Raw genomic sequence first — 13,450 nt, forward strand, 5'->3', positions numbered from 1 at the left:
CTGCTAAGAACGTCCCCTGAGTGTCCGCTTAGGGATATATGGCAGGTGCCCCGGCTGTGTGTCGGCTGGCGGCAGGGAAACTGTGGCTGCGTAGACTGTTCCGATTATAGCGAAACTACTGGAGACTGGCGTTATATGGGCGTATGGCTGTACGGAACTACCATGCTATAAGGCAACGGCAAATGGCGCTGTTTATACGCTTAACCGTAAGTATTGACCAATTTATCGGGGAGTCCAGTACTTGCGTCGGGAGTCTGCATAGCTGACAGCTTTCGCAATATCAGCAGTCCTGCCACAAAAATAGTCCGCCTAGTTGTACAATTTCCGGGACGGGAACTTCCAGCAGTTTCGTTGCTGCCGAAACAGTCCACGCCACCGTGCATCCCCGTAATGCCAGCCGGGAAGCCTGCCGCATATCCCTAAGCGGACACTCAGGAGACGCTTTTAGCGGAGGCGAAATCCGACGCTTACGGAGACTTATGCGCGAAGGCTCTCCTGAGCGTATTAGTCGGAGTTTGCGCGAGTGACGAGCCGAACGGGCAGGCTCGCATGCCCACTCGGCGACTACCGCGGCAGAGAAACACGCGTTGCGTGTTTCTCCGGCGGCTAGTTTGCCGTAGCGTTGTCTCCGTCCGTGTGGGATATGCGGCAGGCTTCCCGGCGTACGGCGTAAACATGGGGACTATCGGTTCCGTGACTGTCCGGAGTAAGCCCAGGAACTATCGGTTCCGTAGCTGTATGGGGTAAGCGACAAACCGCAATTTGAAAGGCTGCCCCGCCCTTCTTTTTTCGTCTGACCGAAAACTTTAGGTTTTCTTTTCACGGATTATAGGGTAGAATAAGAGGAACCCTAAGGAAATAAGGTGAAACGACATGAATGAAAAAGTATTAAAGACATTAGAATATGACAAAATCACTGCCCGCCTTGCAGATCTGGCCGGCTCCCCGCTGGCAAAGGCACACTGTCTGGAGCTGAAGCCCTCATCAGATTTGTATGAGATTCAGGCTGCCCAGCGCGAGACCAGCGACGCGCTTTCCCGTCTGCTGCGCAAGGGAAGCCTTTCTTTTTCGGGAATTACCGATGTCCGCGGGATTCTGAAGCGGCTGGAAATCGGGAGTATCCTGGGAACGGACGAGCTTCTGCGCCTCTGTAAGCTGCTGGAAGTATGCGCCCGCGTAAAAGCGTATTCCCGCAGGGATACGGAGGAAGAAAGCCGTGATTCTTTAGATGATATTTTCGACGCGCTGCAGCCCCTGACGCCTGTTTCTTCAGAAATCCGCCGCTGTATCGTCTCGGAAAATGAACTGAGCGACGACGCCAGCCCTGTGCTGTTTAAGCTCCGCCGCTCGATGCGCCATACCAACGACAAGGTACATGCCCAGCTCACTTCTATGGTGAATGGCTCTGTGCGCACCTATCTCCAGGATGCGGTGATTACTATGCGCAATGGCCGTTACTGTATTCCGGTCAAGGCAGAGCACCGCGGGCAGGTTCCCGGCATGATTCACGACCAGTCCTCGACCGGTTCTACCCTGTTTGTAGAGCCTATGGCCGTCGTAAAATTGAACAATGAGCTCCGGGAACTGGAGCTGAAAGAGGAACGGGAAATTGAAGTCATCCTCTCAAACCTGAGCGCGCTGGCTGCTGCGGAAACAGAAGCCCTTAGCGAAGACCTCACATTCCTGACGCAGCTGGACATTATTTTTGCAAGAGCACAGCTCTCCCGCTCCTATAACGGAAGCGAGCCTGTGTTTAATACAGAAGGACGCATTCATATTAAAAAAGGACGCCATCCGCTTTTGGACAAAAAAAGCGTCGTTCCCATTGATATCCGGCTGGGCACAGATTTCCAGCTCCTGATTATCACCGGGCCAAATACCGGAGGAAAGACCGTGTCCTTAAAGACTGTAGGGCTTTTCACACTGATGGGACAGGCCGGGCTCCATATCCCGGCATTTGACGGCTCTGAGCTCGCTGTGTTTGAAGAAGTATTTGCCGATATCGGCGATGAACAGAGTATTGAACAGTCCTTAAGTACCTTCTCTTCACATATGAAAACGATTGTATCCATACTGGAACAGGCGTCGGAAAATTCGCTCGTTCTCTTTGACGAGCTGGGCGCCGGGACAGATCCCACGGAAGGCGCGGCGCTGGCGATTTCCATCCTGTCCAATCTCCACCGAAGGGGCGCACGCACGATGGCGACCACACACTACAGCGAACTGAAAGTATTCGCGCTTTCCACGCCCGGCGTAGAGAACGGCTGCTGTGAGTTTGACGTGGAAACACTGCGTCCTACTTACCGCCTCCTGATTGGCGTCCCCGGAAAGAGCAATGCTTTCGCTATTTCCTCAAAACTGGGGCTTTCAGACGAAATCATTGAAGAAGCAAAGACACATCTAAGCGAACAGGATGAAAGCTTCGAGGACTTAATCACCAGTCTGGAAAACAGCAGGGTAACGATTGAGCGGGAGCGGGAAGAAATCGACCGTTACAAGCAGGAAATCCACTCCCTGAAACAGCGTCTGGAACAAAAACAGGACAAATTGGAAAACAGCCGCGAAGATATTCTGCGGAAAGCCCGGGAAGAAGCCCGAGCCATCCTGCAGGACGCCAAGGACTACGCAGATACCACCATACGGAATTTTAATAAATTCGGAAAAGAAAATATCTCTGCAAAGGAAATGGAAAAAGAACGGGAACGCCTGCGTAAAAAACTCTCCGGCGTAGAAAAGAACCTGACTTTAAAGGCAGAGAAAAAGCCCAAAAAAGAACTATCTGCAAAAGATTTGAAAATCGGCGACGGCGTGAAGGTTCTGAGCATGAACCTGAAAGGCACGGTCAGCACCCTGCCCAACAGCAAAGGAAACCTGTACGTACAGATGGGCATTCTGCGCTCCCAGGTAAATATCAAAGACCTGGAGCTGCTTGACGAGCCGGATATCACAGGACCCGGCGTCTCCAAAAGCGGCGGGGGCAGCGGAAAAATCAAGATGTCAAAATCTGCTTCCGTAGGCATGGAACTGAACCTGCTTGGAAAAACCGTAGACGAAGCCATTGCTGAGCTCGATAAATATTTGGACGACGCTTATCTTGCACATATGCCAAGCGTACGTATCGTTCACGGCAAAGGCACCGGAGCGCTCCGCAAAGGCGTCCACAACTACCTGCGCCGTAATAAGCATGTAAAGAGCTTCCGCCTGGGCGAATTCGGAGAAGGGGACGCAGGCGTAACAATTGTCGAATTCCGGCAGTGACGCAGTTACAAACAGAACGGTTTATACTTCCAAAACATTTCAAGTTACAAAAGCTGAATCGCATAAGATTTTGGAAGTACACCTACCCCATAAGGAGGTTTTTATGGTTACACGGCAGAAAATAATGATTGTAGATGACGATAATAACATTGCAGAGCTGATTTCCCTCTATCTTACAAAGGAATGCTTCGATACCCGCATCGTAAATGACGGTAAAGCTGCGCTCCGCGAATTCGACACTTATGCACCAAACCTGATTCTGCTGGATCTGATGCTTCCCGGCATGGACGGTTACCAGGTATGCAGGGAAATCCGGCAGCGCTCCTCGGTCCCCATTATCATGCTCTCCGCAAAGGGCGAGATTTTCGATAAAGTACTGGGGCTTGAACTGGGCGCGGATGACTATATAATTAAACCCTTTGATTCTAAAGAACTGGTTGCCCGTGTAAAAGCGGTTCTCCGGCGTTTCCAGCCGGACAAATCTTCCGGGACTCACGCGGAAGGAAAGATTGTGGAATATCCTGATTTAATTGTCAACCAGACGAATTATTCCGTACTTTACAGGGACGAAACTATAGATATGCCCCCCAAGGAACTGGAGCTTCTTTATTTCCTGGCTGCTTCGCCGAACCAGGTATTTACCAGGGAACAGCTCCTCGACCATATCTGGGGGTATGAATACATCGGCGATACCAGGACGGTAGACGTACATATCAAACGCCTGCGTGAAAAGATCAAGGACAACGAATACTGGTCTCTTTCCACTGTATGGGGAATTGGCTACAAGTTTGAGGTGAAGAACCGATGAAACGGACGCTCTATCTTAAATTTATCCTTGCCTATCTGTGCTTTGGCATTCTGGGATTTGTATCCGTGTCAACCCTCATTTCCTCTCTGACGGCAAACCACATGCTGAAATCAAAGACGGAGGCCATATACCGCGAAGCGAACTCTATCGCCTCCGGCCGTCTGGCGCAGTCTTACAGAGAGGAAGACTCTTCTCTGCTGGATATCTATACAAACCTGCTGGCTCTTGCCTCTTATCACTCCACAGAAATCTGGCTGATGAACACAAAAGGGGAAATCCTTTTAGATACCACGAAGGAATACGATCCGGAACATACAGAAACCATCGATGACTTTGACACCACACGCCTGGCAGGGAATTATTATCAGAAAGGAAACTTCTTCGGATATTTCGACAAGGATATGCTCAGCGTCGTATCCCCTATCATCAGCAATTACCGCGCGAGGGGCTACATTGTTATCCATTATCCCCTGGAGGAAATTGCAGGAGAAAAAGATTCTTTCCTGAATATTAACTATATTACCCTGGTCATTCTTTTCGTCCTTTCCCTGATTATCCTCCTGGTATTTACCCTCGCCGTGTATTTTCCTCTCCGGAAAATCATTGCCGGGGCAAATGAGTTTGCGGGCGGGAACTTGAACTATAAAGTTCCTGTGGAAACCAGAGACGAGATGGGATATCTGGCGGCGTCCATGAACTATATGGCAGGCGAAATTAATAAATCAGGAGAATACCAGAGAAAATTCATCTCAAATATCTCCCATGATTTCCGCTCTCCCCTGACCTCCATCAAAGGCTATGTGGAAGCCATGCTGGATGGGACGATTCCTCCGGAAATGCAGGAACGGTATTTAAATATCGTACTCTCTGAGACAGAACGGCTTAACAACCTCACACGCGGGCTTTTGACCCTGAACAATTACGACGACAAAAAGACTTATCTGGAAATTACGGACTTTGATATCAACACCGTTATCCGGAATACGGCGGCTGCTTTCGAGGGCATCTGCCAGAAAAAGTTTATCCGCATTGAACTGATTTTTGACGCACCGTCGCTGATGGTCACTGCCGATATGGGAAAAATACAGCAAGTACTCTACAACCTGATTGACAACGCCATCAAATTCAGCCATCCGGAATCTTCGATTTATATAGAAACCACGGAAAAACATGAAAAAGTATTTGTATCTGTCAAAGATACCGGAGAGGGAATCCCAAAGGAAAGTATCAAAAAAATTTGGGCGCGCTTCTACAAAACAGACCCTTCCCGCGGAAAAGATAAAAAAGGCACCGGGCTTGGACTTTCCATTACAAAAGAGATTATCCAGGCTCATAATGAAAACATCCAGGTAGTCAGCACTGAGGGCGTAGGTTCCGAATTCACTTTTTCCCTTCCCCGTGCCAAGCATAAAAAGCTATAGGTTTCCTTTCACAACAGCAGGGAGAGACATATCCGCCTCTCCCTGCTGTATTTCATCCTTCCAATGTCTATTCACCAGGCATTGGATTCTTTTTTTATTTCACTTTTACGGTCTTTTTCTGGCCTTTTCCTTTGAAGATTTTCACGTATGCTTTTTTCTTGCTCTTCGGCACTTTGATAACTGCTTTCGCTGCAATATTCTTCAGTGCTTTACTGCCTACTTTCTTCAGGGCTGTGCCTTTTACCTGAATGGACTTCAGCTTCTTATCACCGTAGAACGCTTTCTTTCCAATCGATGTAACATTCTTTCCGATAACTGCTTTTTTCAGACTCGGAAGCGACTGGAACGCTCCGTTTGCAATCGAAGTTACCTGGCAGACCACGCCATTAATCTTTACGGTATCCGCTATCTGAACAGTTTTGATTCCTGGCTTGGTAACACCATAGGCGGCCGCCAGCTTCTTTCCTGCATCTGTCACGCGGTAAGCCACGCCTCCTACGTCCTCAGTATCTCCATTTTTCAAAGATGGAGCCACGCTTACGTTTCCTGAATTCTTCAGGCGCTCCAGCTCTGCTTTTGCCTTGGCTGCTTCCTCCAGCGCTTTCTGCCGTGCTGCTTCTGCCTGCCTCTTCAATGCCTCCTGCTGTTCCTTTGCTTTCTGCTCTGCCAGCAGTTTCTTCAAAAGCTCCTGGTATTCTTCTGGTCCCGGAACCTTCAGTGCACTCACTGCTTTCGTCAGGCTTTCCACCGCTGCGTCCAGCTGCTCTTTCGACGCATTTTCATCTGCATACATTTTCTCCGCTTCTGCAATTGCTGCCGTCAGGGCTTCGTAGGTTTCCACTGTATAACCCGCCTTATCCAGTGCTTTTGCCGTATCAAGAGCCGCTTTCAGGCGTGTTCGGCTGGCTGCGCTGGAGTCCTTTACTGTGACAACTGCTGAAACTGAACTAATCTGTACCTCCTGGCCTTCCGTGTCTCTTGCCGTAAGTCCCGTCAAAGCCAGCCGGTAATTTCCAGCAGCCGCGTTTTCCTTTACCCGGACAGACAGCTCTGCAAACTCTTTTAAATCTGCCGTACTTCCATCTGCCGCCGTCCAGACATATACCGTCTTTCCGTCTGCCTGCTCTGTTTTGAGCGTACCTGCTGTACTGTCTTTTAAAATAATTTCCGGGCTTTCAAACACATCTGCCTTATAATCCAGCGAGAACCTGATTTCTTTTACTGTCTGGTCTTCTGGAAGATTCATTAACTGCATCGCTGAAGTAAAAACTTCTCCCTGGGATGTCTCACCCCGGGTAAGTTTCAGCTGTGCCCCTGTCTTTTCTGTACTTAATTTCACAGATGCTTCTGTGATTTCCATATTTCCATTAGCCGTATACGGCGTTGCATTTTCCAGATATACCCTGACTTTGCTCGTATACACTGGCTGGAACTGCATCCTGACTGCCGTATCTGTCTGAATACCTATCTGATCATATACAGGCGCCCAGTCTGCGCCGTCAAAATACTGTGCTTCCAGGACAGACGGAACTGCCTTCCCTCTGTTTTCTGTAAAGTTCAAGGTAATTTGGTTCAAAAGCTGCGCCTCATCCCAGGAAAATTCCACATATTCGGAACGTCTGGAAGCACTATTTGCCGGAAGCAGCACGGATGCCCCTCTGCTATATGCATTCGTCCAGCTGCTAGCCTCATCCCCATCCACCATATTTTCCGGATAGTTCTCGGCAGCCCCGGTAAAAGAAGCCGTAGCCTGTGCTTTGCCTGTAGCAAGCTCTACATCCATCTGTGCCTGAGCATCTTCCGTTACGGCTGCAGATGCCGTCAGCGCACATCCCTGAATCGTTCCGGAAGCTCTTCCCTCTGTCAAAGCGCTCCAGGAAACTTCCCGCATGACGCTGTACTCTCCGGCGCTGCTACTGTAATTTACCCGCACTGCCGACGGAAGCACCGGCTCCATTCCTGCCGGGACTGTAATTTCCACAGGTTCCACAGAAGTTTCGGTCCCCGTCACTGTAAGCGCAGCCGGAACATTCCCGGTCCCGTCTGCCGTCACTTTAATTGCTACCTGCACTGGCTTTAAATCCTTTGCGGAAATCGTCAGGACAGCATCGCCCGCCTCTTTCCCGGATTTCAGAATTACCAGCACCTTTCCATTGTAAGCGGTGCGCTCTGAATAACTGCTGCTGTCTGTATTTCCGTATTTATAAAGCTCTGTACTCTCCTGCTGGCCGTTATCTACACCAACGATAGAAGCCGGACCTGTCACATTGAACTTCACCAAATCTCCGGCATCCGGCACCATATTTCCATCTTCATCCACGACCGTACATTCTACGTAAGACAGACTGCTGCCGTCAGCGGCCAGCACGGTCTTGTCTGCTTCTGCCTGTATGGTATACGGAACCCCGGATGTGCTCACGCTGTCTGTGGCAGCTACGCTTCCGTCCTGGTTATAAGCCTTTACTTCCAGTGTTCCTGGCTCATACGGTACACTCCATGTCAAATGCAGCTTACCAGAATTCAGCTCGCCCTCATCCAGAACTGCTCCCCGGCTTGTATAACCGCCCGGATTGCTGTTGTCTCCCCAGGTCTTATCATCCTGAGTCTTTTCCGAAGTCTCATAATATTTCTTTCCGTATGCTGTCTCTTTTTCATCAAAGCTCTTCTTCCCCAGAGATTCTCCGTTCAGGAACAGCTCTGCGGACTGGAGGTTCGTATTTACCCATACTTCTACTTCCTCTCCCTCATGCCACTGATCCCAGTTCGTCGGAAGCAGATGCACCATCGGCTCGCTTACCCACTGGCTTCTATAGAGATAGAATGAATCTTTCGGGAATCCCGCGGTATCAATCGTACCAAAAGAGGACACGCCTACCGGATAAACGCTGTATGGCGTCGGCTCTCCCAGATAGTCAAATCCGCTCCAGATAAACTGACCTACAAAGCTCTTTCTGTCACGGTCCTTTTTCAGTCCGTATTCATTCGACATCGTCCAGGAAGCGAAGTCATTGTCATAGTTGGAACCGCCCCGGCGCCCCGGTGTTTGGTTGATTCCTGTGTTGGCAAACTGCGGGTCCAGGTATACCCCTCTTGAGGATGTCTGGGAAGAAGACTCCGACTCAAAGAAAAATGTCTTTGTGCCCCTTTCCAGAAGCCCCTCGCCGATAGAGAAACGGCTTATCAGCCCATCTACCGACCCTGCCGTATTGTAATTCAGTCCATACCCGTCCAGTACCTGGTTTACCAGCCCCCAGGTACTCGAAACGCCTGGGACACTTCTTTCCTGGTCGCCGCCCATCAGCACATAACGGCTATCATCAAGAGCCTTTATATCCTGCATCAGACGCACGGCTTCCGTATATTCATTCATGCTCCCAGGGGTCACACCCAGGAGATCATACTTCGATACATCATACCACGAAGGCTTATTGCCCACGCCCCTGACTTCATTTCCGATAGACCATGCAATAATAGAAGGCTCATTCTTATCGCGCTTTACCATCTCCTGGATAACCCAGTCGCTCCAGGTAAGCTTCGCCCCGTCGTAATTGACTGCCGGAGCAGGAAGCTCTGTATAACCGTTCGGCATCAGCCCTTTCCAGTCTGACGGAACATCCTGGAAGAAAAAGTTTCCGAAATCATATGTCGCCTTTGTCTTTCCCCAGCCATCATACGCCTCTTCTACCACCAAAATACCTTTTCTCCTGCAGACCTCTATCACCTGCTTAGACGGCGGACAATGTGAGGTACGGTATGCATTCACGCCCATGTCCATCAGCTTCTCAAATTGCCGCTCGTAAGCGTCCGTATAACTTGCCGCGCCCAGTGCGCCGGAATCATGATGAAGGTCTACGCCATTTATTTTTGTGTACTTTCCATTTACATACAGACCGCCGCTGGCAGGATCACTGGTTGTCTCTGCTATCTCCGCCCAGCGGAAACCATATTCCGTCTCTTCGGAATCAATCAGCTGATAGCCGTCTGCGCTTCCGTTCACCTCGCCATACAAATCTGTCTTTACCGTATACAGATACGGATTCCCCAGATTCCACGGATACCAGAGGTTCACGTTTCTAATTTCTACCGCATTGTTTCCTGACAATGACAGGGTAAATGCTGTATTTGGATTGATTGCTGTATTTTCTGTTCTCTTTTTCGTTACCTCATTTCCCTCAGCATCGTACACGGTGACTTCCATATACACATTCGAATTGCTCGCCTTGGAATAGCCTTCCGCCGTCACTTCCAAATATGCCTTTTTCCCGTCTGTATAGTCATCCTCCAGCGTCGGCGCGCTCAGGGTAATGCCGTTCCGGTTAAAGTGTGCCAGATTGTCAATGACCAGATGTACCGGGCGGGTGATACCGCTTCCTGTATACCAGCGGCCGGACGGAGACATATTCTGCACCTTAACTACCAGCACATTCTCCTGCCCATACTTCACATCATCTGTGATATCCAGGGCAAAGCCCGTGTAGCCGCTCGGATAGCTTCCCATATTCTGCCCGTTTAGATAAACCACACTATTCTGGTATACTCCCTCAAAGTCAATGGAAATCCTTCGGTTTCCGCTCATGGAAGCCGGAACCGTAAACTTTTTGCGGTAATATCCCAGACCGCCCTGCAGGTATGCCTGGGCGTCTACAGACTTTGAGGTCTTCTCGCCCTCTATACTAAAATCATGAGGAACGTCTACCGTCCTCCATGCAAAGTCATCAAAATCTTCGGCGATAATTTCTGCCGTCGTGTATTCCCCGGCGTCCTTTACGCCATTCGCCGCAAAACCGCCGTCTGCTGCTTCCGGTGTCCTCGTTGCCAGCCAGAACTGCCAGTTTTCATCAAAATCCACAGCGCCCAGCGCATCCGCCGCCACATTCTGCACCAGACTTGAGGCATCCACCACCTGAACCTTCAATACTGCCGGATAAGATATCCCGGCTACGGATACTGTTCCGTTTACCGTAAAAGTTCCTATTGCCGCAGTGCTCACTGCAGACAGCTCCGCACTGTCCCAGGTCACGTCAAACTGCTCGCTTTTTCCGCTCGTATAGATTACAAGAGCTTTGGCAGGCGCTGTAAATGTTCCTCCCACCGTTACCTTCTGGCTGATTTCCTGTACTCTGCTGACTACTTTAGGCGCTTCTGACACCTGACGGTAGAGCTTTACATTATCCATGTCAAGATACTGCCCCGTCACTGTACTGGAAATCTCAATATCACAGTTTCCGTCTTCTCCAACCGTAAACGTATCTGTCATGTAAGTATTCCAAACATTCCATTGTGTCGGAGTCACAGCGACAGATGCTCCTCCCGCTGTTAAAGTCGTTGTATGCGTACCTGGGTCATTTCCTCCCGTAGCATCAATAGATGCTTTATACGTACCAGGAACCAGTCCGGTTACCGTCTGTGAACATGTGTATGTCTTTGTTACCGACGTATTTTTCTTACTGCACACTTCATACATTTTCGTAGTGTTATTCGTCATAGCGGCGCTGGTAAACAATTTCCAATAGTAATCCAGATTCGATATTTCTCCTGTAAATGTCCATACCGTCTCCCCGGACTCAAAATCACCGTTCGGAACTTCCACCTCCACAAACTCATCTTCCTCTGCCGCAAAACTCCTTATCCCTCCGCTGCCAAATGCCGTAGTAAAGACCATTGCAGATGCCAGCACGAAAGATAAAACCCGCTTCCTGTGTTGTTTTTCCATATGTCTTCCTTCCTTTCTTTGTGCATAATGTATACTTTGCCAGCTTAGCAGCTACTATTTTACTACTTATTTGTTTAAAATGAAACCCTTTTCGTTTATTTTTCCAGTTCCGGCAGACCTGCCACCGATGTAAGCAGCGATAACACACCCGCCAGCACCGCCGCCGACACTGTATATCGCCAGTCAACCTGCCCCATAACCGCCGCAGTGCCGATTCCTGCCGCTGCTGCCTGCGCTATGGTCTTTACTGCTCTTATGCCTGCCGCCTTTATCCATTTTTCAAATTCCTGATTTCTCATATTGTCTCCTTTTATTTCCAGCTATCACTCCAAAATTTTCTTATGTTTTTCATCAACATCCCATTTCCCTATACTTTTACCAAACCTTCTACTCGGATAATTCTTATATTAGAAAAGTTCCATCCTGCCATGCTCCTCACCATTAGACCTATCCGTGTATTCGTAAAATCACACGATGCCCGCACCATTCCATTGTAGTTCGCATTGGCATATCCGCTTACACATATCTGTGTATGCTCCCTGGTAAGCGTATTGTACCTGCAGTCTGCATCTCCTACTTCCAGCCACATCCTGACTTCCTTCCAGTCTTTCAGGCTTGGAATGGACGCATATACCCATGTATTCAATGCAGAAGCAGATAGTGTGGAACTGTACAGCACAACCGGAGTTATCCGAACCGCCAGCGCGTCATGCTCCGCTTTCAGGGTACTGTTCTCTGTTTTTAACTCATCTGCCTGGTACTGCGCCAAATCGCCGATTACGCGCCAATAAGAGCCGCTGTAGACCAGTTCCAGAACTGTCCCCGCCTGAATATAGTTTGCCGGAATGGCGCTGTTCCGGTAATATATGGGCTTCGCCCCGGTAGAAGATATGTTTAGTGTGGGATTGGATGCTGTGTTGGCGTTTGAGAACAGCACCACCACCCTCGCTCCTGTCAGCAGGGCGAATCCTGCCAAGCTGGCGGCTTTTGCCTTTGTCCCGCCGGATGTGCTGCATGTCACATAATGGTGCCTGTTTACGGTACCATCCACCCCTACGCCTTCTAGGTAACGGGCTGTCTGCCATTTATCCGCACTCGGCGCCCTTCCAGATGAGAGGAAATTAGGCGCGGCAGAGTTTACGGCTGCCTGCACAGCCTCACTGGCGGCTACCTGGACGGTTCCCTGCAGGCCGTCGACCTTAGAGCTTATGACAACTTTTCCGTTGGTGACATTCGAAATGCTGTCCGAGGCGGCAAGGAGCTTTTTCTGCATGTCGGAAAAGCTTATATTTCGGTTAGAAAACTCTACTGTGTTTTTTTCTGGATTATCCGGATAGCGGGCGATGCGGACGATGCGCTCACGCGCCATGATTTCCATATCTGGCTCAATAATATCTGCCTCATCCCCAATTCCAAACGCAAAATCTGCATATTCTTCTGATATAGACGCTACATCAAAAATCTGTGCAGTATATGTAATTTTAGGCTTTGCCAATTCTCCCAGCTTTTTTTCTGCCATATTTTTCAACTGCACCGCATCTGTATAGTTCGTATCTTCCCAAATAGCTGTGCGCACAGTGCTTGTATATTTCATGTTATTTAGATAGTTTTTCCCATCGTTCACACTCTCTATCGTTAATCTATCTTTGCCATAAGGAATAATACGTGTATAAAAATCATACGTGTCTGTCTTTACGTCTAATGATTTCAAATTGAATCCCTTTATAAACCGAGGAATTTTTATCCTTCCCCCTACTCTATTATAAAAAAGTACCCGTTTCTCTTTTGTCCGAAATTCAATCTCTACCCAAAAAACTTCTGCGATTTTCTCCAGCATTTTCATACTGTTTGTATTATCTTCCGTAATATTCCTGATGTCTACTGTATTTGCCGATACATTCTTATATACCCAGCCTGTGTTTTGCAAAGCAATATTGGCATATTGTAAAATCGTCATGCCTGTTCCCCTCAAATTTTGAATAGGGTGCCCCGACAAACTGTCTGTATCCTGTATTGCTACTATAGTACCAGATCGTTCATTTTCTGGCGCTTCTTTTACTCTATAGTACTCATCATCATACTCTATAATATCCTCACAGCAAATTTTTCCATCTTCTATAGGATAAGTAAAGCTTATCTGTTTTTTCACAATTCCATTATCCAGTTTCTCCTCAACTTTAAAGTCCTTCCTCTGTGAAACTATACGTTTAAATACACTCTGATAACTGCATACTTTCATGTTTTGTCTCC

Annotated in this window: 6 protein-coding genes; 3 read left to right on the forward strand and 3 right to left on the reverse strand. The window is 48.7% G+C overall.

What is annotated here, in order from left to right:
* The first annotated feature begins 873 nt into the window (after nt 1-873).
* The 3 genes from NFR99_RS04810 to NFR99_RS04820 all read left to right on the forward strand — a co-directional run bounded on the left by NFR99_RS04810 (nt 874) and on the right by NFR99_RS04820 (nt 5,487).
* Nucleotides 874-3,258, forward strand: a complete 2,385-nt coding sequence (locus NFR99_RS04810; protein WP_251352987.1) for an endonuclease MutS2 — start codon at nt 874-876, stop codon at nt 3,256-3,258.
* A 103-nt stretch (nt 3,259-3,361) separates the two neighbouring features.
* Nucleotides 3,362-4,066, forward strand: coding sequence for a response regulator transcription factor (locus tag NFR99_RS04815; protein ID WP_251352989.1), 705 nt, complete (start codon nt 3,362-3,364; stop codon nt 4,064-4,066).
* The gene (locus NFR99_RS04820; RefSeq protein ID WP_135975925.1) at nt 4,063-5,487 is read left to right on the forward strand and encodes a sensor histidine kinase; all 1,425 of its coding nucleotides are present in this window, start codon (nt 4,063-4,065) and stop codon (nt 5,485-5,487) included. Before NFR99_RS04815 ends, NFR99_RS04820 begins: the two co-directional genes overlap by 4 nt.
* Before the next feature lie 94 nt (nt 5,488-5,581).
* Here NFR99_RS04820 and NFR99_RS04825 read toward each other — a convergent pair whose 3' ends face one another.
* From NFR99_RS04825 to NFR99_RS04835, 3 genes are all read right to left on the reverse strand, one after another.
* The gene (locus NFR99_RS04825; RefSeq protein WP_135975926.1) at nt 5,582-11,200 is read right to left on the reverse strand and encodes a glycoside hydrolase family 2 TIM barrel-domain containing protein; all 5,619 of its coding nucleotides are present in this window, start codon (nt 11,198-11,200) and stop codon (nt 5,582-5,584) included.
* Between the two features lie 95 nt (nt 11,201-11,295).
* The gene (locus NFR99_RS04830) at nt 11,296-11,499 is read right to left on the reverse strand and encodes a holin (protein ID WP_135975927.1); all 204 of its coding nucleotides are present in this window, start codon (nt 11,497-11,499) and stop codon (nt 11,296-11,298) included.
* Nucleotides 11,500-11,567: 68 nt separating this feature from the next.
* Nucleotides 11,568-13,439: a phage tail protein gene (locus NFR99_RS04835; RefSeq protein WP_135975928.1), complete on the reverse strand. Its 1,872-nt coding sequence runs from the start codon at nt 13,437-13,439 to the stop codon at nt 11,568-11,570.
* Nucleotides 13,440-13,450: the final 11 nt, after the last annotated feature.

Source organism: Hominisplanchenecus murintestinalis, from assembly GCF_943193015.1.
Classification (GTDB): Bacteria; Bacillota; Clostridia; order Lachnospirales; family Lachnospiraceae; genus Hominisplanchenecus_A; species Hominisplanchenecus_A murintestinalis.